General features: G+C 28.8%; 15 protein-coding genes. All 15 read right to left on the bottom strand.

From position 1 onward, the window contains the following. Positions 1-19: 19 nt before the first annotated feature. Positions 20-508 carry a transposase gene (locus HNR32_RS09830; RefSeq protein WP_196611193.1) on the bottom strand — a complete coding sequence of 163 codons (489 nt, stop codon included), beginning with the start codon at positions 506-508 and terminating at the stop codon, positions 20-22. 83 nt (positions 509-591) lie between these two features. Further along, positions 592-1,413 (bottom strand): sulfotransferase domain-containing protein, encoded by an 822-nt coding sequence (locus HNR32_RS09825; RefSeq protein WP_183862162.1) that lies wholly within the window; start codon positions 1,411-1,413, stop codon positions 592-594. A gap of 3 nt (positions 1,414-1,416) precedes the next feature. Then, positions 1,417-2,535, bottom strand: coding sequence for an FkbM family methyltransferase (locus HNR32_RS09820; protein WP_183862159.1), 1,119 nt, complete (start codon positions 2,533-2,535; stop codon positions 1,417-1,419). An 11-nt stretch (positions 2,536-2,546) separates the two neighbouring features. Continuing rightward, a complete protein-coding gene (locus HNR32_RS09815) occupies positions 2,547-3,257 on the bottom strand; it encodes a WbqC family protein (RefSeq protein ID WP_183862157.1) in 711 nt (236 codons plus the stop codon). Positions 3,258-3,277: 20 nt separating this feature from the next. Then, on the bottom strand, positions 3,278-4,702 hold the full coding sequence (locus tag HNR32_RS09810) for a chromate transporter (RefSeq protein ID WP_183862155.1): 1,425 nt from the start codon (positions 4,700-4,702) through the stop codon (positions 3,278-3,280). A gap of 28 nt (positions 4,703-4,730) precedes the next feature. Continuing rightward, positions 4,731-6,581: an adenylyl-sulfate kinase gene (gene cysC / locus HNR32_RS09805; RefSeq protein WP_183862154.1), complete on the bottom strand. Its 1,851-nt coding sequence runs from the start codon at positions 6,579-6,581 to the stop codon at positions 4,731-4,733. Continuing rightward, on the bottom strand, positions 6,581-7,480 hold the full coding sequence (gene cysD, locus HNR32_RS09800; protein WP_183862151.1) for a sulfate adenylyltransferase subunit CysD: 900 nt from the start codon (positions 7,478-7,480) through the stop codon (positions 6,581-6,583). The genes cysC and cysD overlap by 1 nt, the downstream gene beginning before the upstream one ends. Positions 7,481-7,509: 29 nt before the next feature. Beyond that, on the bottom strand, positions 7,510-8,619 hold the full coding sequence (locus tag HNR32_RS09795; RefSeq protein WP_183862149.1) for a DegT/DnrJ/EryC1/StrS family aminotransferase: 1,110 nt from the start codon (positions 8,617-8,619) through the stop codon (positions 7,510-7,512). Then, positions 8,619-10,922: a glycosyltransferase gene (locus HNR32_RS14385; protein WP_183862147.1), complete on the bottom strand. Its 2,304-nt coding sequence runs from the start codon at positions 10,920-10,922 to the stop codon at positions 8,619-8,621. Before HNR32_RS14385 ends, HNR32_RS09795 begins: the two co-directional genes overlap by 1 nt. Before the next feature lie 62 nt (positions 10,923-10,984). Further along, positions 10,985-13,066: a glycosyltransferase gene (locus tag HNR32_RS09785; protein WP_183862145.1), complete on the bottom strand. Its 2,082-nt coding sequence runs from the start codon at positions 13,064-13,066 to the stop codon at positions 10,985-10,987. A 63-nt stretch (positions 13,067-13,129) separates the two neighbouring features. After that, positions 13,130-14,119: a tetratricopeptide repeat protein gene (locus tag HNR32_RS09780; protein ID WP_183862143.1), complete on the bottom strand. Its 990-nt coding sequence runs from the start codon at positions 14,117-14,119 to the stop codon at positions 13,130-13,132. 112 nt (positions 14,120-14,231) lie between these two features. Further along, entirely contained in the window at positions 14,232-17,342 is a 3,111-nt protein-coding gene (locus tag HNR32_RS09775) for an O-linked N-acetylglucosamine transferase, SPINDLY family protein (protein WP_183862141.1), read from the bottom strand. Beyond that, positions 17,332-18,843: a tetratricopeptide repeat-containing glycosyltransferase gene (locus HNR32_RS09770; protein ID WP_183862139.1), complete on the bottom strand. Its 1,512-nt coding sequence runs from the start codon at positions 18,841-18,843 to the stop codon at positions 17,332-17,334. The genes HNR32_RS09775 and HNR32_RS09770 overlap by 11 nt, the downstream gene beginning before the upstream one ends. 2 nt (positions 18,844-18,845) lie before the next feature. Next, positions 18,846-21,170, bottom strand: coding sequence for a glycosyltransferase family 2 protein (locus HNR32_RS09765; RefSeq protein WP_183862137.1), 2,325 nt, complete (start codon positions 21,168-21,170; stop codon positions 18,846-18,848). Continuing rightward, positions 21,164-23,971: a glycosyltransferase family 2 protein gene (locus HNR32_RS09760; RefSeq protein ID WP_183862135.1), complete on the bottom strand. Its 2,808-nt coding sequence runs from the start codon at positions 23,969-23,971 to the stop codon at positions 21,164-21,166. The genes HNR32_RS09765 and HNR32_RS09760 overlap by 7 nt, the downstream gene beginning before the upstream one ends. Positions 23,972-24,098: the final 127 nt, after the last annotated feature.

Genomic DNA, 24,098 nt, shown 5'->3' with positions numbered 1-24,098 from the left:
GGTGCCAAATTTTAAGCCGTTATGCGGCAAAACATGGGAGCAGGTTTTGGCAAATGTCTTGGGCAAGGCAAGGACAAAAACGGCGAGCAACAACACCCTTGTAATAAATGCTAGTACGATTTACTTTAAGTAATTCAGCGCCCTTTTGAGCTGGAAGTTCTTTAGTCGTCAAAAGGTTTCGGACTAAATTTACTTTCGTAGTCAGATTCAAGGAGTTCTGTAGATTTTTTTTCAACCAGTCTACCTGCATGGTGAGCTGACCAACCTTTTTAGCATATGCTTCTTTCTCTTTGCGTTCCTTGTCAAGCTTTTCTCTGATATTCTCCTCACGGGAATCATCGAAGACAACAGAGGCTTTATCGAGAAATTCCTTTTTCCAATTTCGCAAAAGATTTGGCTGTATGCTATTTTCGGTAGCTATCGAGTTGAGATTTTTCTCGCTCTTGAGCAGTTCAAGAACAAGATCCGATTTTAATTTTGCTGTAAAATTTCTTCTTTTTCGAGACATAAATGAACCTTCTTTCGAGTGTTACCTACAGTATATCAGGTTCATTATAAACGTGTTCAAAAATGTCTTAATTTACGAGACCATTATACTATTTTATTTAACTGCTGATACTCAAAAAATTTTTCTAAGTCTTTTTCTATTTTCAATTTTATATCTGCTGGTAAATAAATTCGTCTCTTTCTTATTTCACCTTTTTTTCTATAAACACCATAAGGATCATCTACTGATTTTGACTGAGATAGTCTTAAAAATTCTTCCGTTTGCCCTGTATATGGAAATTCTAAAAAAGAAAACATATTTTTTGTTACATCTTCAGCCTGTTTTTCTAATTTTTCGTAATTTATAATTTTTACCTTATTGGGATATAACTGTTTCATTTTACTAAAAAGCATTATACTTTCTTTCCATTTATAATACCCATAATAATTTTCTGGTAAAAACTCATTTTTACTTTGCGCAAACTCCCATTCATCTTGAATATTCCATTGTGCATTATATTCCAAAGGTGCATTAATCCATGATTCCAGCGTATCATACGGATTACGTACAATAAATATCATTTTTATATTATCAATTAATTTCAAGATAATAGGTATTGTATACAAATATCTAGCTTCTTTATATACTAAAACATCAGGTTTTTCATTTTTATTTTCAAAACGTGGGTATGTTCCTTTTTCCCTTTTGTCTTTTTGATCTAAAAAATCATCTTTTTTATTATATAATTCATGAAAAAATTTATTAATATCAGACTCTTTCGATTCAGGTTTTATGTAATTTTTAAAAGCATAGGAAAATAATGGTTGAAATTTATATATAACCTTTGGACAGCTGTCCAATATTTCTCCCACCCATGAAGTTCCAGAACGTGGTACACCATATAATGCTACAATTTTTTTATACATAAATCAATTTACCTTTTCTTCTTTTTTTACAGCATATAAAACTAATCTTGCCGGCATTGCACTATTATACCTTAAATATACTTTATAATTTGGTTGTATTTCTTTTATTTTTAATGGTATTTTTAATAGACTCCATTCATCAAATCCAACTACAATTGCCAATTTAGGTGTTTGAGTTTTTAGTATTTCGGCTGCCCCTTCAATTGTTTCTAATACGCCTGATAAAAAATTAATCTTTATCAAAGTTACCTTTTTACTCTTACAAATATTATCTAACATTTTGACAACAATTACCTGCTTAGATTCTTTTTTTACGATAGAAGATCCTGAAGTTTCATCTATATTAAAGTATAATTTTTTATTTTTATTCCATGTTCCAATATTTAAAGTATCTATGTTTTTTATCTTTTCTTTTGATATATATTTTTCTAATTCTTTATAATTATTTTTCTCTGGCTCTAATGCTAAAATATATTCATATTTATTGTTAACAGCATTTAGAAACATTTTTATAGTGTCTCCATTATAAGCCCCAATATCTATAAAACTCTCACACTCTGATAATTTAAATACATCATTATTAAAATATGTTTTTTCACTAATATCACAATCAAGAATATATTTAAAATCGTCATTTATTCGAGCATTAAAATATGCACACATGTTTTCTTTTGATTTTTTATCATCGAATAGCTCAAAATTTTTTTGAAACTCATCTTTGTGCTTTATAATAAAATCATATGGTATTATTTTTTCCTGATCATAACATATACTTGTTATTGCATAAACTTTTTCTATATTCTTTTCTTGTATAATTTCTTTTTCTTTATCATAATGTGAGTGCCCTATAATCACACTATAGTATTCATTTTTTTCTCGCAATTTTCTCCTCGATAAAACAGGAATATTATCGAAAATTTCATTTTCTTCAACTGAAAAATCTACTACACATGCTGTTAAATTTATTTTATTTTTTCTTAAATATTTTAGAACAACTTTTGCTAAATCTCCACACCCCCAAAGAATTAGTTTATTTTTATCCATTTTTATTTGTTCGATTATAGAATTTTTTTTGTGATAATTGTCTACAATATTTATTAAAAAATCTTGCTCATTAAACATTATATACTCCCTTAAATAAAAGAATAACTATCCAACATTTTATTTATTTCTTCTACTGAATTAAACATCATAACATCTAAAATTGATAATGCATGTTCAAAAACAGCATTGCCCTGATTGTAATTTGTAAGATTTATTTTAGGAAATTTTATTTCTATTCCTGCATCCTTATATTTTTTTTCATCAAAAAATTCTTTTCCTCCCGGCGCATTCCAGTAAGCTTCAATGTTACCCAAGGCTTTACATATATTTAAAGCCCATTCATCTGCTTTTACAGGCGTTTCAATATTCAAGTCCATTTTTGAAAAAACATTTATTGGTGTATCTATTTTTAAATAATCACAAACAGCTTTATCCATTGCAATATTCAATTGACTAATCGTTGTGAATTCTTCATCAAAAACATACTCTAATAAATTTTTAACCTTATAATAATAATTTGCCTTTTTCTTGTAATGTATGATTTGATTTAAAATACGATCTTTCCAATTATTATCATTATTAATAATAATATCTTTTATTAGCGTTTCCCTATTATGTTTTTTTATAGGCACTTTTATATATTGCCATCCATCATTTGGTTTTAATATTCGATTACGATCAATCCATCCATGATAAATATATTGTACTTCATCTAAATAAATATAGTAATCAACCTGCTTTAAAAGACTATAATAACCTAAATACGGTAAAAAATATGGCTGCATAATAGCCACTTTCATATAGATTCCCACCTTATATATTATTTCATATTAAAAATAAAACTAGAGACTAGTATTAAAAAAACAACACTAATAAAACGATTTATATTAATCTTATAAAGAAAAAAAATTCCACCTAGATATATCACTGCGATAATTCCCCATATTTCCAAAGATGTGAAGTAGCTCTGCTGCCCTATCTTAATATTATGAATTATTAAAGAAACTGCTACCATAAGCAGCATTCCAGCAATAATTGGCTGTATCCATCGTCTCATAACCTGAAGAAACGGTAAGGCCTCCAGCCTTTCATACAATACTAATATAAAATAAAAAACACTGCATGAACCAATTACACCAGTAATAAGTCCAATAACAGAAAAAGTTATCTCCGCTAAATACGTGCCAATAAAAGTATGCCCTATATAATATCCTATTCCTGTAAGTGTTTTACATAAAATTGATCCCGGCAATACATTTATAATAGGTATAATCTGCCCATAAAAAATATCTCCTGGTAGAAAACCAGCCTGCACAAACATGGCATCTGCTACTGCTAAATAGGCATCACCTCCGCCAAAGGACATCAACGAGGATAAAATACCATGAAATACAAACTCTATTCCGGCAAATGATATATAGCTGGCAGCGATAATACTTAATACTAATATTATCAAAAAAAACGTACACTCTCCCTGCCATAGTTTTGTTGGAAGTTTTCGCTTTATAATATTGGCTGTTATGCTGTGCATAAATCCCCATATACCTAAAAATACCATGATTGATTCAACCATATATTTTATATAAACATTTTGTATAAGTCCTATTTTACTAATACATAATAAATATAAGCTACACACACTAATAATTATAATCCAATTTTTTTTGTTAAATACTCCTTGTGTAAATGCTGCTATAAAAAATGCCATGGCAAAAATATTTAGTGTTGATATATTAAATGTTGGTGTATAATTGATACCTAAGAGTATTGACAAGTTTTTTTCACTTGTAAAAAAGAAAACCAACAACATAATAAATATTTGTTTGAGAAATCGTTTTGATGTTATCGCCTGTCTTATAATCCGCCACACATACTCTGTTAGTATAATTATTATAAATATATTTACACCAAATGACATAAATGATATTTGCTGTAGTATTGATTTATCTGCAAAAGATATTAGTAATAAAAACAGATAGGTAAATATAGCGCCAGGAAAAGCCATCGCTATTGCTGATAAAATCATGCCCCTGATTCCGGCAACTTTCCAACCAATCCCACCAGCTAATTCCACTGGCAATGCGCCCGGCGTAATACTGGCCACCACAATATATTTATTATACTCATTACTGGTAATAAGTTTTTTTTCTTTTACAACTTCTTTTTCAATAACTGGTATTAAGGCGCTGCCTCCGCCAAAGCCAATTATCCCTATTCTAAACATTAGTAACAGAAGTTCTTTCATAAGTTCAAATCCTTTGCCTACTGTATAATTACACTTTTAGCACACCAGTTTGTTTCAGTTTTTCAATGATTGCTGCAATAATTTCTTCTATTTTATGTTCAACAGTATTCACTTTTATATCTGCGTTTAATGGTTTTTCATATGGACTTGTTATCCCGGTAAAGTTAGGAATTTCGCCATTTCTGGCTTTTTTATAAAGTCCTTTTACATCACGTTTTTCGCATTCTTCGAGTGGTGTATCAACAAATATTTCTATAAATGATTCCTGTCCTATAATATTACGGGCATTTTCTCTGTCTTCGCGATAAGGGGAAATAAATGATGTTAGTACAATTAATCCGGCATCATTCATTAATTTGCCTGTTTCAGCTATTCGCCTGATATTTTCTACTCTGTCTTCATGGGTAAATCCAAGGTTTTTATTTAATCCCAAACGAATATTATCTCCATCAAGCAGCATGGTATGTCTGCCCATCGCTACAAGTTGTTTCTCCAAGGCATTAGCCAATGTGGATTTCCCTGATCCTGAAAGACCAGTAAACCAAATGGTAACAGGTTTTTGTCCTAGTTGTTTTGCCCTGATATCTCTGTTTATATCCAGTTTTTGCCAACTTAAATTAGTGCCTCGTCTTAATGTATTTGTTATTGTCCCACAAGCTGATGTCATATTTGTTATACGGTCAATTAGAATAAATGCCCCCAGCTCTTTATTTTCTAAAAATGATGTAATTCCAATTTTAGAAGCAAGTATAATTTCGCAAACTACAAATTCATTTTTGTAAATATGCTCTGCACTTACATGTTTACCTGTATTAATATCAATTTTGTATTTTAAGCGCATAATTGTTGCCGGCACTAAATTAGTACCTATTTTAAGAAAGTAATTCCGCCCCGTTATAAGTTCCTGATCATCCATCCATAGTAAGGTTCCCACAAAGGCATTACTAACTTCAATATTAAAGTTATTTGCTAATACACAGCCTCTGGATATATCTATTTCCTGATCAAGCTGAATTGTTGCTGCCTGCCCTGCCTGAACCTGTTCTACTTTTTTATCTGTTAAAAATAACGATGATATTTTTGCTGTTTCTCGGCTGGGATAAACAGTAATTTCATCACCTGTACATATATTCCCAACTTCTATCTGTCCCTGAAATCCTCTAAATGTATGGTCAGGACGTACTACTCTTTGTACAGGCATAAGAAATCCTTGGTTTTCTCTTGCCTGATTTATTTCTATATTTTCCAGATAATCTAATAGAGGACTGCCTGTATACCATTTCATATTCTCCGCTAATGTGTTTATATTATCCCCTTTAGTAGCCGAAACAGGAATAATATACTGCGATAAAAATTCAAATTCAGCTGTCAATTTTCTTATATCCAATTTTATATCTGCAAAAGTACTTTTATTATATGATACTAAATCCATTTTATTAATAACAAAAACAACATGTTTTATTCCCATAAAAGCACAAATTCTTGTATGGCGTTTTGTCTGCGGAAGTACACCTTTTGTCACATCTATCAGAATAATTGCCAAATCAGCAAATGATGCCCCTACTGCCATATTACGCGTATATTCTTCATGCCCCGGTGTATCAGCAACAATAAAGCTGCGTTTTTCTGTTGTGAAATAACGATAAGCTACATCTATTGTTATTCCCTGTTCTCGTTCTGCCATTAGACCATCAAGCAGTAAGGAATAATCTATTTCACCGTTATTACTGCCAATTCTGCTGTCTAATTCCAATGCTCTTTTTTGGTCTGCAAATAATAATTTGGCATCATACAGCATATGACCAATTAAAGTAGATTTTCCGTCATCAACACTGCCGCATGTAATAAATTTTAATAAACTATTACTTCTATTTGTCATTAAAAGTATCCCTCTCTTTTACGACGTTCCATACTTCCTGCTGCTTCATGATCTATTACTCTGCTGGTTCGTTCCGAAGATACAGCGCCTAAAGTTTCATCTACTATAGCATCGAGTGTATCGGCATCAGATTCTACGCCCCCAGTCAATGGATAGCAGCCTAATGTTCTAAATCGAACTTTTTTCATTTGGACTTTTTCTCCCGGCAAGAAACGCATACGCTCATCATCGACCATAATAATATTATCATCTCTTATAACAACAGGCCGTTCTTTAGCAAAATATAATGATACAATTTCTATATTTTCTCTTTGTATGTATTGCCAAATGTCTTTTTCTGTCCAATTAGAAAGAGGAAATACCCGCATACTTTCGCCCTTATTAATTTTAGTATTATATAATTTCCACATTTCCGGTCTTTGATTTTTGGGATCCCAGCTTTGTGATTCATTACGGAATGAAAAAATACGCTCTTTCGCCCGAGATTTTTCTTCATCACGCCGACCACCACCGAAAGCCGCCGTAAATTTATATTTGTTTAAAGCTTCTTTTAAAGCCTGCGTTTTCATGATATCTGTATAAGCAGCTCCATGGTCAAAAGGATTTATTCCTTTTTTTACACCATCTTCATTTGTATAAACTAATAAATTAAGACCTAATTTTTGCATAGTTGTATCACGAAATTTTATCATTTCCTTAAATTTCCATGTTGTATCTATATGTAAAAAAGGAAATGGTGGTTTTTCTGGATAAAACGCCTTTAATGCCAGATGAAGCATTACAGAACTGTCCTTTCCTATGGAATACAGCATCACAGGATTTTCACATTCTGCTGCTACTTCTCGCATTATATAAATTGCTTCTGCTTCTAATTTATCTAAATGCGATAATTGTTTCATAAAAAAGTCTCCCTAAATAAATATTATTTTTAATTTTGCTCTATTATTTCACAAATATTTAAAACTATATCTTCAGATAAATCACCATAAATTGGTAATGTTAATATTCTATCGCTTACATATCTAGCTACAGGTAATAACACATTCTTATATTGTTCTAAAAAACACTGACTATCACATGTTAATGGATAAAAATATTTTCTGGCAAATATATTATATTGTTTGAGCTGTTCAAATAAATTATTTCTTGTCTTACCATATTTAGTCTCATCAACTAATATCGGGAAATAGGCATAATTATGCCCTTCAAACTTAATATCAATCACTTTTATTCCGGAAATTTTCTTTAATTTATCTACATAAATATCTGTTATTTTTTTACGTTTTTCTATTTCTTTATCTACATAATTTAAGTTAACTAATCCCATTGCTGCCTGAAATTCATTCATTTTGGCATTTTCACCTACTGCTTCAACTGTTTCCTGCCCTGTAATTCCAAAATTTTTATATAGCTCAAATTCTCGTTTATATATATCATTTTTATATAATAGAGCACCGCCTTCAATTGTATTGAAAACTTTGGTGGCATGAAATGACATCATTGATACATCACCAAAATTGCCAATAGGAACTCCATTTACATTAACGCCAAAAGCATGAGCTGCATCATATATAACTTTTAAATTATATTTATCAGCTATTTTTGCTATTTGATCTACATTACATGGATATCCATATACATGTACTGCAATGATTGCTGATGTTTTAGGTGTAATCAGTTTTTCTATTTGCTCTTCATCAATTGTATAATCCGACATTTTTATATCACAAAAAACAGGTTTTAAATTATTTGTGACAATTGCATGCGTAGTCGAAACAAATGTATATGGTGTCGTTATAACTTCACCTTTAAGTTTTAATGCTTTTATTGCCACATCTAACGCTGAATGTCCATTTACAAATAATGTAACATTTTTTACACCTAAATAATTTGTTAATGCTTTTTCTAGATTTTTATGCAATTCTCCGTTATTTGTTAACCAATGTTTTTCCCAAATTGTATGTAGGTATTTTTCATATTCTTCTATTGGTGGCAAAAACGCTCTTGTAACATATGTAGGTTGCTTTAATTTTTCCATTATTTGCCTTTCCCTACTATATAAATAGTTGATGTATCAGATAGATCATTTTCTTGCATTACTTTTCTACCAAAATCTTTCTTTGTATACTCCTGTACTTCCAATCCTGCCATCTTCAATCTTTCCATATAGCCCTGTTTTGAATACCTTCTTATATGATCCTCTTGCCCAAATCTTCGCCAACGTTCTCCAACATCTGTACAGTCTGGATCCTCTTCAATATGTTTTTGGTTTAAATTTATCGGTGCTACCAAAATACCTTTTCCATCTTTTTTCAGTATTCGTTTAAATTCTCTCATAGCCTTTAAATCATCACTCACATGTTCCAATACATGCGAACAAATAAAGAAATCAATACTTTCATCCTCTATCTGATACATATTCATAATATCTAATTTATAATCAACATCATCTCTTAAAAAATCTCCTGTTCGATATTCTGCCAATGGATAATTTTTTAATATAAATTTCTGTAAAGATCTTACTGGTGCTATGTCTAATATTCTAATTTTTTTATTTGATGGAATTTCTCTTATCATCCAAGCCGCATATGCGCGTTCCCTATCAGTAGCACCGCATTTCGGACAAGTATATGCATATTTATTCAGCATTTCTGGTCTCACTTTGGCCGTTACATTATATTTCTTATATTGTTCTAAATAATAATCAGGTAGTGGCAAATATTCTTCTACCCTTTGTCCACAACATGCACATTTTTTTTGTTCTTCATTATTAATATCTATGCTAAAATCTAAAATATATCCATTAAAAAAAGCATTCCCTATGCTTTGTAATATATTCTCCAACATTTCCCTTTCAGTTCTATACTCATTTATATTTTCTAAAATTTTCAATCCATTAATGACAAACATCGTGCCGGTAAATAATGTTGTTCGAATATCTTTTTCTTCCAACAAAAATATTCTATTATTTATTGCATACTGAGCTTGTATTAACCAACATATTATGCAATATATTTGTACCATTGGCTGGAATTGTCTCTGCCCTGCATGACAACGAAAATAACTTAGTGCCTCTGGAATATATATCATATCACCTTTACTAAGTAAATTAAGCCACGTTGGAAAATCAGGCACATTATATTTTCCCGCATCTTTTTCCCATCCCAAATTATTATTTTTTAAAAATTTCTTTTTTATTAACACAGTTGTTGGTTCTCCAATGATATTATCAAAATTACATAAAATCATCCTGCCTACACTTATCCCATTATATCTTTTTAGAACATTACTCAATTGCTTAGTAGTTTCGATATCTCTAATCTCATTTCCATCTTTATCTATTCGTTTACGATATGATGTTACTAAACTTATCCCATTATTATTTAAATAATATCCCATCATTATTTCTATTTTTTTAGGGTGAAAAACATCATCATCCATAAGCCAATTCACATATTCGGCTTTAGGATTATTATATTTTCTCGCACAGTTCCAGTTATCTATTGCAGCATAATTCTTATGATGAATATATTTTATTCTCTTATCCCTAGCTAAATATTCATTCATTAAATCTTCTGTTAAATTATTTGTACTGTTATCAGTAATAAAAATATCTAAATTCTTATATGTTTGATTTATTACACTATCAAGTGCAATTTTAAAGTATTTAGGCCTATTGTATGTAGGGATTATTACAGTTACAAGTGGAAATATATCTTTTGAATATTCATCTAAAAATTCTTTCCTACTTTTTTCTTCAATATTAGTTTTTATTTCATCAGTCTGAATCCAACAATTATTTTGTTGTGGTATAACTATTTTATATCCGCTACGTTTATACTCTATGCATTGCGCAATATCCCAAAATCCATTTCCCTTAAATAGATCTTCTCTCCATAAAATATTACCACGTGTAACCATTAATACTCCACTTACAGCGATTACTTCTTTATATTTTTCAAGAAATTCATCATATATTTTTTCATTTTCATTTATTTTAACTTTTCCACTTTTTTCTAAAAAACCACCTGTTAATGAAATCGCTGTTGTCCCAATACATCCCATAATCCCAATCTTAGAATCATTATCGAAAATTCCAACTACTTTACTAATTAAATTTTTCTCTAATATTTTTATATTTTCATCCACATAAATTCTATAATCAGCATCCTTAGAAACATTTATTCCTTCATTATATATTGATGCAATAGATCCCTCCCCTGTTAATGTAACAACATTAACAAAAACATTATCAGGAATATTTAAAAACGATAAAGAAATAATTAATTTTTTATACTTTATATCATTTTTCTTATAAATAATAAAAGAAATTTTTTTCACTTAATATCCACCCTTTATGTAAATTAATTACATGCTATATTTTTTACTAACTATTTTTATCGTTATAATTCATATTCTTTTACTAATATCTCCCGATCAATATCGTATCCATTCATCGGATTTATACCACATTCATGAATATTCCATGGTTCCATTATATTAGGTACTATTACAGTATATCCTTTTTTTGCGAATTCCATTGATTGCGACGTATCATAAAAGTGCCATCCCTTAAATAAATCTTCACGCCAATAAATATCATATTGTGTTATCATAAGATTCCCATCAATAGCTTGTACTTCCTCATATTCTCCAGTCATTTGCTGTTCTTCAAACCGATCTTCAAATAATACTCCTCCAGGGTTATGAATTAAACATCCATAACGTTCCTTTGCTTCCCACCAAACACCATTGTCAGGTATTTTTTTTGCACCAACAACACCTATCAATCCAATCTTTGATGATTTGTTAAACAACCGCAATATATCATATATAAAGTTTTTATTTATAATTCGCACATCCTGATGCAAGTAAACTTTATATTTAGCATCACTTTTAAGCATTCCTTTATTATATCCTTGCGCCATAGATGAAGCATTTAGTACTGGCGTTATCTCAACATTATAATCTGACGGTATTTTTAAATTTCGAATGCATTTTACGCAAAGTTCATATTCCTTTATATTATTAACACATGTAATAAACTCTATTTTTTTATTATTTAACTTTCTCTTACCCACATTTGATAAATTTTTCTTTTTTAAATGCATAATATATTTATATGCTTTTAATTCCCATTCAGATTTTCCTGATACTAACTGACTTTTTAATATATTTTCTACTAAATTATTATTAATATTTTTATCCATAGATTCTTTCACTGGTGCTACACAAAAAGATATTTGCAAATTACTTTTTTTAACTATTGTACGTAACATATTTAAATTAAAAACCCGTATATTATTTTCAGCAAATGCTCCTTCCCAAAGATTATCCTCATAATCAAGTTTTCCTGATAAAATTTTTTCTATATTACTATAATGCATAAAGTTATAACAACTTAATACTATTAGTCCATCATCTTTTATATACCTTGCTAATTTTTTTAATAACTTTATTGGATTTTTTATACGTGGTAATACATTTTGCAAAATAATATAATCAAAAAACTTTTCATTATATGGTAATTCCATTGTTTCAATATCTCCACAAGTTATAGGAAATATTTTTCTTGCTATGTCAACTGAATTTTTATTTATATCAATCCCATATACATTAGTTGTTGGACTAACTCTTTTAACTTCCGCTAACCATGCTCCACATGAACATTCCACTTCTAATAATCTTGTCTGTGGGTTGATATTTAAATTGTCCAATATGTCATCATCTCGACTAGAATATACTGCATTAATTTTCCATTTTTCAACAAACCTCTTATGATTATCTAATAAATTTTTCCTAAAAATCTCATCATTGTCCTTGAATGATATATTTCCAAAATGATGAATAAATGTATCACTACATTGCAAAAGTTTATAGTCAGCTTGCAAAATGCGTAAAGAATAATCATCATCTTCAAAATTACCTGGGAAAAATTGTTCATCCAGTAAACCTATTTTATCAATTACTTCTTTTTTTATTAACATACAATAACCAACTAATTTAACTTTCAAATACCACCTTGTGTTATCACTTATACAATTATATGCTTTGCCAAATTCCACTATTTCCGATAAATTATTACTATTGTACTCTACTTCAATTGTTTGCCAATTAGTGCAATTATTACTTACTGGTCCTACAGCACCTATTTTATTTGAACTATATAATGCTTTTTTTAAATTACTAAGCCAATTTGGAACTACAATTGTATCATTATTTAAAAGCAATATTTCCGTCCCTGTTGCAATTTTTATTCCTTGATTACAACCACCTGAAAAACCCTTATTAGCTTTATTACAAATACTAATTATATCGTTTTGTTGTTTTAACCATTCTGCGGTATTATCTGTAGAACCATTATCAATCACAATTATCTCATAATCATTACCTGCAGTATAATACCTTATACTATTAATACAAAGCTTTGTATATTCTAATTTGTTATATGTTAATATAATAATGCTGGTTTTTGTTTTTCGCATTTATATCTCCTATAGTTAAAGCCACTAAGGTGAATATCTATCTTAGCAGCTTTTTCTTAATTATCAAATGCATTTTTCTAATAATTCACAGATCATAAAATCCTTATTAGTAATTGCCATGAAAACAATTTTAGCATTTTCTAGCTCGCCTTTTTTATAAAAAACAAAACCAAGATTTTTTAATATAAACTCATTTTCATCATCAATAGAAAGTGCTGTTTTTAATAAAACAATTGCCTCATCAAATTTAGCTATCTTATAATATACTGAAGCCATAAAATTGTACACTAACAGCTTTTTATGAAGACTGATTTTTAAATTTTCTATCTCAGTTATAATGTCAGCTGGCTTACAAGTTTGTAGTTGACATATTTCATCTTCATTTATAGCTGTACCTTCGGCAGATTTAACAACAACTGTTTTTAAATCAAACACAACCTTATTACTACATATATCGCTTGTGGAAAAAACACTATCATTTTCATCTATCAATTCTGGCTGGATGATACTTTCTTCATTTAAGTCCTCTATAATTTCATCTGCCTGAACTATATTTCGGGGAGATATTCCTATATCATCATCCATATTAATCCATTTAGCAATATTGGGGAATTTATTTTTTATTTCATCTTCCTCATATGATAATTCAATATAAAATAATAAATCATCAATTATTTTTGATTGTTCACTTGTAAATTCATCTTTAGAATTTATTAATATTAAATTTAATATTTCTGCCATTTTTTCTATCTTATCATCGGCGGAATATATTTTCGCCAAAAAAATATGAGCGTCCAAATTACCATCTTTAGTAAAAGCATTTATTGCCCACTTTTCTGCTCGTTCATAATCCTGTATATTATAATAAATTTGCGATAAATCAAGCATTAAATCACTATCTGTATGCCCAGCATTAAATAGACTTATTATTTTCTCCATCACAGCATTATACTTATATTCTCTTTTTAATTTGTCAATTTCTTCACGACATTCTTGTACTGCTTTTTCTGTATTTAGTTCCATGTTATTAAAATTTTCATTTGTTAAACTCATACTATTACCGTCCTTGTATTTTTTTATTTTCCTTCAATTTGACATATAATACTTGTATATATTCTAGATAGAATATATAATTACCTTTTTATAGCTCCTACTACAACTAAATCTACTTTTCTACTTTTCTACTTTTTAAGATCTGGATATATTTTTCTTCTAATTCTTGTATATATTTTTTTTCATTCATTAACGGGGATCTTTGCATTATTATCCGTAAATTTTTGTGTAAAAGGTTTACTAACTCAACATCATTAACTAAATTTATCGCTTTCTGAACATATTCTGTAATATTTTCTGCTATTAATTCACCTAAATTAAGATTATTCAAAATACTATTTCCCATGCGTGATACATAATTATTGCCTACTAGTGAAATGACCGGTACTCCCATATAAAGTGCATCACAAGTAGTTCCGCCCCCGTTATAGGGAAATGTGTCCAGTGCTATATCCATTTCAAGATACCGCTGCATATAAAAAGAATCAGCACATTCCAAATATATCCTCTGCTGGTCAATCATTAAATTTTCTAACCGTTTCTGAAATTCAATCCTAGTATCAAGACTTATAAATGAATGATCTTTTAATACAAGAATGGAATTTGGAACTGCCTGCAATATTTTATTCCATGTCTGTAATACCTCATCAGTAATTTTATTTATATTATTAAATGAACCGAAAGTTATATAATTATTCTTTTCACACGGTGCACCAATACTTTCTGGCAAATCCGGTTTTGCTGTATAACAAAATACACTTTGTTTCATTTTTATTTGTTTTTCTGGTAAATATTTTTCATTTTCATTCGGACAAATGTACCTATCCGATAAATAATAATCAATTGCATCAAGCCCAATCGGTCCCATGTAACCTAATCCTGATATTTGTATTCCTACCGGTTTATATGCTAAAATCGACAAAATGTTTTTTGCTGTATGACTAGATAAATCAAATAATATATCATTATTATCATTATTAATTATTTTTGCTGCTCTCAAAATATCAACTTTAAATAAGTTTTTCCAACTATCTACTTTATTTTTTATTTGTTCAGTAAAAACATCTTCTTTATTAAGACAATAACATGTAACTTCAAATTTTCCTTTATCATATTTGTTAAACATTGCCTGATAAAAAGAAAACATTACATTTTGTCGAAAATCGCTGGAAATATAAGCAATACGAATTTTATCATTATTACTTTTTTTTACTGGCATTTTTTTTACATCAGTAAAAAATTGCTGATAGGCTTTGTGTGTGGCAACTATTTTTAATATATCATTTTTATAAAATAATAATTTAAAAAGATACGCACTATAATTTTTCCTTTTTTCATCTATATCATTCACACTATTACTTGCTAATAAATAATATTTAGCTGCTTTTTTAGTATCACCTAGTCCAGTATACCCTTCTGCCATATTCGAATAAAATTTTTTATCATTATTAAGTTGTTTTAATATATTAATTTCTTGTTTATGTTGCATACTTTGACGATATATTTCAGCAGAACGAATTTTATCCTCTCTATTTATTTTAAATTCAATGCCTGTATATTTTTCCCAGATTTCAATATATTTTTTTTCCAGATTTTGCATATATAGATAGCCATTCATTATTGGTGATAGCTGCATTTTTTCCCGCAATGTTAAATGCAAATAATTTATGCGCTGATAATTATTTGCCAATCGCACAGCTTTATTAACATAATCTTCTAATGAATAAGCGATACAGTCATCAATGCTGCCAATATTTTTAAGAAGACTATAGCCAAATCTAGCTCCATGCCGCTGACCTTTTAATGTAATTACCGGCACGCCCATGTAAAGCGCATCGCAAGTAGTTGCTCCACCGGGATAAGGAAATGTATCAAGTGCTATGTCTATTTTATAATATGACTTAAAATAATCAGGTGTAGCAATTTCAAAATCAACCCGATTTAAATCAAGTCCAGCTTTTTGCCAGCGTTTTTTTATTTTCGCCAAAACAACTGGTGTCATTACCGTACGATCTTTTAATAACAAACGTGACTTTGGTACCTTATCTAAAATACTCTGCCACACTTTTATTACCTGCGAATTTACTTTTGTAAAAAAATTCATACTGCCAAATGTAATATAATTATTTTTCAAGCAGGCGGCATCTTTAGGTTTCCATGACATATCAACTGCTGTATAGCCAAAATGAGAATGTGGCATGTATAAAAGCTGCTCTGTAAAATATTTATCATTCTTACCTGGCTCATCGCAAAATACATCCGTCAAAAAGTAATCCATTGCTTTTAACCCTGTAGTATTAAAATAACCAATGCCACATATTTGAATAGGCGCTGGTTTTCTTGCCATAACTGCAAGTGAATTTCCCTTAGTATGACCTGCTAAATCGAATAATATATCGATTTTATCATTATAAATGCAGTCAGCTGTGTTTTTATCTGACATTCCTAATATATTTGTCCATTTATCCACATATGATTTTATTTGTCGGCTGATATCATCTTCATCGCATTTGGCATAACAATAAACCTCAAAATACTTTTCATCATATTTATTAAGCATATGATAAACAAATAATACTACAGCATGTTTATGAAAGTCTGGTGAGATATAGCCAATTCTTATTTTTTTCTTTTTTCCAGTACGCTCCATTTTATGTTCATACTGTGGTATGTCACTAAAAAGATTATTGAACTTCTTATGTTCTTTATATAAATGTTCTGCTTTTATATTATGTAAATAGTGCAGATTAAACAAATAATTTGTATATTCATCATGTTTCTTATCTATATCAGTACTATATTCAATACATCTTTTATTATATTTTAAAGCCAATCCCGTATCACCTGTTAGTATATAGTGTCGTTTAAATAAATCATATGTCTGTTCTTTTTGATACTTAGTCAATTTAGGAATTTGCAGCAATTTTTTTACTGGTTCTACATCCCCCATGGTCTCAGTCATTTGATATTGGGCCCGAGCCAGATAATACATAATATCCCAATCTTTATCGCCATAGAGAGCTATCAATCGTTTAAATATTTTTAGCGCTGTTTTTTCTTTAGCTGATGTAATATAAACCTTAGCAATACTTAATAATGCCTGATAATCATTTGGTAGTATTTCTAATATTTTTAAGGAAATTGTTAATATTTCTTTAAAATCTGCTTTTTGTGATGCTTCATTCAAATTTTTTCTATATATTTTAATATTATTATTTTCCATTATTTTTATCCCTGTCACTCATTTTTACTATAACACTAATATCACTATACTTCTTCTTATTATCTGTATCTATTTTGATATCCTTCAACAAATCATAGTCTTTTACTATATTATTATAGACAGCTGGTATTTTATTTTGTAATTGAGTTTTTCCCCGTTTATTCATAATAGCATCTGCTGCTAAAAATTTATAAGTGTCTTCCAATCCAAATCCCAACATATTTATAGTCCCTTTTATATTACCTGTAATAAAAAAGTCATTTGCTATACTACAGGGAAATTTAACATTATATTTTTCCTGCAGCATCTTTTTATAATATAAGCTTATTTTTTCTGACAAAGTATTATACAGCATATTCAATAAAAATCCTATTTTATTTTGACCGTCATAAATGCTATTTAATAGTTCTATTTTATAGATATCATCCAGTTTATTTATCTGTCTATATAAATAAACTAATATGTCATTATTAAAACAATTTATTTGCAACGATTTAACATAATTTTTTATAGCTCTATTATTTTGACCTTTTAATTCATACAATCGTCCCAAATCAGCATAGATGTCGGCATATCTTCCCGCTAGCATACTTGCATTTAAATTTTCATTATCCGTCTTTAATACTAATATTTCTTTGAAACATTGTTCGGCCTCTGTATATTTTTTCTGTAAATACAATAATTTAGCCTTAAAATAAAGTACTTCACCATTATTAGGGAATTCCTTTATTGCATTTTTTAATACTTTTTGAGCTGCAACATAATTACTTTTTATATCAATTACCATCTCCAACCACTTACTATATATATATATTCGCAAATTATTATCATTATTACTACTTATAATGAACTTTTCACAACATTTTATTGCTTTATCGTAATGCTTTATATCTATATAACATTCTACTAAATGAATAAGAGTTGCTGTTTCACCGTTATTTTGTCTTAATAGCTTTAAACTATATCGTATTTTTTCCGCCATTACTCTTGATGAACACTTAGTATAATATATAACTAGATCATCTAATACTGTTATATTTATTTTTTTCTGTAACCCATTTACTAATTGTGTATAACTACAACCTTTATAACATAAATTTCTATTATTGCGAAATACACATAGTTTATAAAAATTATCTATTGCTTCACATTTTACATATTTTTTCTTTCTGCATACAAATCCATCAATCTTATCATCAGCTACCAACATGTCTCTTTTCAATATATCTAATGACTCATCCGTAAAATATTCATTGTCATCAAGAAATATCACCCAATCACCAGTCGCTTTATCCAATGCACAATTTTTAGCTGCAGCAAGATCATCCTTATTTTTTAAACTATAAACTTTAGCATTAACCTCCATTGCGATTTCTCTTATATTATCTATAGAACCTATATTTATAATGACTATTTCATTGGCAATCTGCCTCATACATTTAAACCATCTAGTTAATGTTCTTCCTTTGTTTTCTACTACTACACACGCTGTTATATTCATTATTAAGTCACCTGCTTAAACAATTTATATGCGTTATTCAATACTACTCTATACTGAATAGGCAATATAACATATGCTGTTTTTATTAAATCGGAGTTACCAGCTTCGATACTTTTTAAAATTATTTTTTTATATATATTAACCAAATCATTTTTCAAATTTTCAACTACACATTCAAAATTTTTCTGTGCAACTGCTTCATCTAATTTTGATACTTTATTAATTTTTTTGTAATAAAAATAATATACTTCTCCATGATAATATTCATCCAATGTATTTATTATAAATTTACTATCTTTAATATCTGATAAATATAATTTATTAAACATATTTATTACAACTTTAACTGGTCTTTTTAAAAAAAAGTTATACAATCGTACCAAAACTTCTTTATTATATTTATCCTGTTCCAATCCTTTAATATAAAAATTTATAGCCAGTGCATCCAGCCCTTTAGTTTCAGCTAGTATACCCGCTACCAAATAAATTTGCTCTCTTACGTTTTCCATGATTGATATTGCAAATTCTCTACGATCAGCTACGTGCCAATATTTAAAACAAATATTCAAATATTTTTCAGCTTCTATATAGTTTTTTTCTCGCAGCAAAAAAAAACTTTTCATAAAATAAAAATCGGGTATTTCTGAAAATTTTTTTATTGCCAACTCTACCGCTTCTAAAATTTTTTCTACAGGATAATTAGCTAACGATAATGAATCTATTAATCTTGTATAAACATTGGTTTCTACTCCAATCATTTGCAACCCACTATCAATAAATTTTCTACTATAATAAATACTTTTTTCATAATCACTTAAACTAAAATAACAATCTGCCAAATAATAATAATGATGCGATTGCTCACCTTTTTCAATTATTTCTTTCTGCAATAATTCCAAATTTCTTTTAGCTTTTTTTTGCATTATTGCGGAAGAATATCCAGTATGAATAACCTCTATATCTTCCGGTAAAATTTTAATATTTATTTTTTCATTATTTTTTTTATATAATCTCTCATGAATTTGTCCTTTGTAGCGAATATTTTTGTCATTACGAAATACTCGCACCTGATAAAAAGTATTTAAAATTTTATTATCTTTATCACTATCAATATTTAAAAATTTACAGGCTAATGCTTCTATTTTCGTTATATCATATTTTTTTATATAATTTACTAATTGTTCTACACATTCAGACTTAAAATACTCATCCGCATCGAGAAATATTATCCACTTTCCTTTAGCCTTCTCCAAGGCAAAATTTTTCGCCGCTGCAAAATCATTAATCCACTTAAAAGAATGTACAAAAACACCATTATTTTTTGCCAGCTTAATTGTATTATCTGTAGATCCAGTATCTATAACAATTATCTCATCTGCAATGGATTTAATCCTTTTTAAGTAATTTTCGATATTTTTTTCTTCATTTTTTACTATTACGCATGCTGAAATAAAAACATCTTTTTTTCTCATTAATAATGCTTGCCTTTCCTGCTGTAATACTTCATCTTGTGGAAATTTTTCTATACTTTCTAATAAGCATTTTTCTAATTCTTGATAAGAACATCGCGCTTTTTGCATAGCTGCCAGCAATGTATAATATACCTGCTTTTCGCTGCCTAATGCCACCAAACCTGTATCAATAAACTTATGCGCCCAAATAATTGCATTCTCATATTCGCCTAGGCCATAATAACAATCTGCCATTGAAGCAAAATAGCGAGGATTTTCGCCATTTAACTTCATATCCTCCTGCATTATTTTCAAATTTCGTTTTAATTTATCTTCTACAATTGTTTCCGAATAACCTGTATGATAAAGCATTACATTAGGAATAACCGCTATATCTGTTATTTCTTCATCATTATAAAACAATTGTTCGTGAACTTTTCCCTTATAACGAATTCGTGAATCATTTTTTATACCTCTGACAATATATGCATCCCCTTGAATTTTATTAGATTGTTTATCAACATTTATGCGATTAAACATTATTATTTTCAATTTATTATTACTGTTTAAAACTTCGATATTTTCTCTTATTCTGCCCAGATCTTTCTTATTAAAATATTCATCAGCATCAAGAAATAATATCCAATCTCCTGTAGCCTTAGAAAGAGCAAAATTTTTGGCTGCAGCAAAATCATCACACCATGTAAAATCATATAATTTTACTTTTGAAAAACTCTTGGCAATCTTTTTAGTATTATCAGTTGATCCTGTATCAACTATTATCAATTCATCAGCAATATCATTCATGCATCTTAACCAATCAGGCAGATTTTCTTCTTCATTCTTTACTATCACGCAAGCTGATATTTTTACCATTTACCAGCTCTCCGTTCTTCAATCCATGTAAGATAAGAATCAGCTTCAGCTTCATATTCTTTTATCTTTGCTATTTCTTTAAAATATTTTTCAGCTGTCTGCCAATTTTTCATATAATAATTACATTTAGCAAAATTCAATACTAATTCATTGTCCTTTATATTACCTTTAACAAGTTCTTCTGTTAATAATAATGATGCCTGTTGCCATTTTTTCAAGTTACATAATCCGATTATTGCCTGTTTTTTATCTTGTACTGAAAAATCTTTTATTAATAAAATATATGTTCCTAAAATATTATCATTAGTTTTTAATATTATTGTTGGTAACAACATCATATACGTAGAGAAATCTTCATATTGCAAATTTTGTTTGCCATAATATGTCTGTAAACAATGCCAAACACTTTCAGGTAAAATCGTATGATATTCTTCCGGTAACTTATTCAACATCAATAGAGCAACAACCATCATTTTTATTTTTTCACTAGCCTGTGCCAGTAGTTTATCAAATTCATTATTTTTTTGCATCATTATATTCCCCAATCGCCATTTTTCTGAAATAATACCATATTCCTCATAGAGTTTATTATTATAATAAGTAAAAATCTCTTGCGTTTCTGACCAAAAACTTCCATCAATTAGACTTAAATAGTCCTGTAAATTATTAGCGTAATATTTATTTATATACATCAATGCATCCTGCCATGATATTTGTTTCAGCACTTGGCACATACATTTTATATTTTCAATATTGTATTTGTCTGATAATAATAACTTATCTATATAAAACATGCTTTTATTATAATCAACCCAATATAAATATATCTTAGCTAAATAACGATAAATTTTCGGTATAAGTGCTGTAAAATTATCTGAAGACTGCACAACATTCTTATGGTTAAACAGCGCTTTTTCAAAATATGTCTTTGACTTTTCATAATCTGTCAAATAAAAATATACCTTACCATATTGCATCAAAAACTGTGGATAATCTATAAATTTTTTACTAGCAACATCAAGTATTAATAATATATCCTGTAAACTATAATTTTCCTGCAGCATTGCCTCAATTAAATTATAATATACATCATTTTCATTACCTATAGACTGTAACCCCGATGCAATATGTTTGTTATAAAAGTATATTGCCTTACTATAATTTCCTAAGGCATAATAGCAATCGGCCATATAACGATAATGTCGTTTATTTTTGCCATTATTATCTACATCATCCTGCAACAACCTCAGATTACGTTTCATCTTTGTCAAATATCGCTTCTGCGAATATCCAGTATGATAGATAATAATATCTTCACATACAACTTGCTGCAAATCCTGCCCATTTTTATATAACTGTTCATGTATTCTTCCCTGATAATAGATATTTCTATGGTTACGAAATACTCTTGTCTGTAAAAATCTGTTTATTTCCGCATTATTATTATCAGCATCTATATTTATCATCCGAGAAAAAACGGCATCAATTTTTTCATCAATAATTTTCCCTAATATATTTTTAATATCAATCGCTGATTCTATATATTCGTCGGAATCCATAAAAACTATCCAGCTGCCTTCGGCCTTGTCTATCGCAAAATTCTTAGCAGCTGCAAAATCATCCTGCCATTGATATTGATATATTAATGCATCTGTTTCTTTAATGATATCAATCGTTTTATCTGTACAACCAGTATCAATTACAATTATTTCATCACTAAATTTCTCAACAGACTCCAACCATTTTTTTATATCTTCTTCATTATTTTTAACTATTACACAGGCAGATACTGTTAATTTATTTTTCATTAATTCTTTTATTTGTAATAATTTATTATTTACTACATTCACATCTGCTGAGAAACTACTTCCTGCCATATCTAATTCTATATTATTATAAATATCAATTGCCATATTAAAATATTTTTTTGCTAATAAATATTTTCCTTCATCAAAATAAATAATACCAGCAAAAGCATAAAAATCAGGTATTTCCGGTAATTTTTCTATAGCTGAAAACACTTTATTAAGTATTTTATCCTTTGGTAATTCTAATTTTAACATTGCATTAATATAATTGCGCCAATTGCTGCATTCATTATTTATAACGGTATACTCTTTTAAATTAAAATATTTATCAAGGCTTTCTATTACTTTCTTGTATTCACCTAATCCATAATAGCAATCGGCGATATAATGCCATGGTATTATATCATTATTCTCGTATTTTTTTTCTAGCAATAATTTCAGATTTCTCTGTGCTTTTTGTTTAGCAATACTAGTTGAATACCCTGTATGAAAAATCACGATATCTTTTTCTTTTTTAATTTGCAAATTCCCATTTGCATTAAATAATTGTTCATGAATTATCCCCGTATAACGCAGATTACTCGCATTGCTAAAAATTCTTATATCATAAAAACGGCTTATTTCTTTGCCTGTATCAATATCAATATTTATTTTAGGACACGATATAATATTGATATTATCTTCAATATTATTTTTCTCAATAACTTTTCGTATTTTAGCTAAACTTTCCTCAGAAAAATATTCATCAGCATCTAAAAATGTAATCCAGTCTCCAGTTGCTTTATCTATTGCAAAATTCTTCGCCGCCGCAAAATCATCTTTCCACTGATAATGATATAACTGTATTGGTAATTTTTCTAAAATATCTAAAGTTTTATCCGTAGACCCTGTATCCACTACAATAATCTCATCCGCATATTGTTTGGCATTATCGTACCATCTTTGTATATTCTTTTCTTCATTTTTAACTATTGTACAAGCTGAAATTTTCATAATTATCCTTAGTCCTTCAATTGTTACTTAATTTTATATCTAGCCACACAAAGTCTTTATGTGGTTAGATATAAAATTAAGGCGGATGCCATAAACATCCGCCTTAAAAAACTTACCGAAATAAGCC

The organism is Pectinatus brassicae, from assembly GCF_014201835.1.
Taxonomy (GTDB): domain Bacteria; phylum Bacillota; class Negativicutes; order Selenomonadales; family Selenomonadaceae; genus Pectinatus; species Pectinatus brassicae.
This window is presented reverse-complemented; position numbering and strand designations above follow the sequence as displayed.

Excerpts from the sequence above, each read along its gene's own strand:
- HNR32_RS09830 (WP_196611193.1), bottom strand. The coding sequence starts at position 508 with ATGTCTCGAAAAAGAAGAAATTTTACAGCAAAATTAAAATCGGATCTT.
- HNR32_RS09825 (WP_183862162.1), bottom strand. The coding sequence starts at position 1,413 with ATGTATAAAAAAATTGTAGCATTATATGGTGTACCACGTTCTGGAACT.
- HNR32_RS09820 (WP_183862159.1), bottom strand. The coding sequence starts at position 2,535 with ATGTTTAATGAGCAAGATTTTTTAATAAATATTGTAGACAATTATCAC.
- HNR32_RS09815 (WP_183862157.1), bottom strand. The coding sequence starts at position 3,257 with ATGAAAGTGGCTATTATGCAGCCATATTTTTTACCGTATTTAGGTTAT.
- HNR32_RS09810 (WP_183862155.1), bottom strand. The coding sequence starts at position 4,702 with ATGAAAGAACTTCTGTTACTAATGTTTAGAATAGGGATAATTGGCTTT.
- cysC (WP_183862154.1), bottom strand. The coding sequence starts at position 6,581 with ATGACAAATAGAAGTAATAGTTTATTAAAATTTATTACATGCGGCAGT.
- cysD (WP_183862151.1), bottom strand. The coding sequence starts at position 7,480 with ATGAAACAATTATCGCATTTAGATAAATTAGAAGCAGAAGCAATTTAT.
- HNR32_RS09795 (WP_183862149.1), bottom strand. The coding sequence starts at position 8,619 with ATGGAAAAATTAAAGCAACCTACATATGTTACAAGAGCGTTTTTGCCA.
- HNR32_RS09785 (WP_183862145.1), bottom strand. The coding sequence starts at position 13,066 with ATGCGAAAAACAAAAACCAGCATTATTATATTAACATATAACAAATTA.
- HNR32_RS09780 (WP_183862143.1), bottom strand. The coding sequence starts at position 14,119 with ATGAGTTTAACAAATGAAAATTTTAATAACATGGAACTAAATACAGAA.
- HNR32_RS09775 (WP_183862141.1), bottom strand. The coding sequence starts at position 17,342 with ATGGAAAATAATAATATTAAAATATATAGAAAAAATTTGAATGAAGCA.
- HNR32_RS09770 (WP_183862139.1), bottom strand. The coding sequence starts at position 18,843 with ATGAATATAACAGCGTGTGTAGTAGTAGAAAACAAAGGAAGAACATTA.
- HNR32_RS09765 (WP_183862137.1), bottom strand. The coding sequence starts at position 21,170 with ATGGTAAAAATATCAGCTTGCGTGATAGTAAAGAATGAAGAAGAAAAT.
- HNR32_RS09760 (WP_183862135.1), bottom strand. The coding sequence starts at position 23,971 with ATGAAAATTTCAGCTTGTACAATAGTTAAAAATGAAGAAAAGAATATA.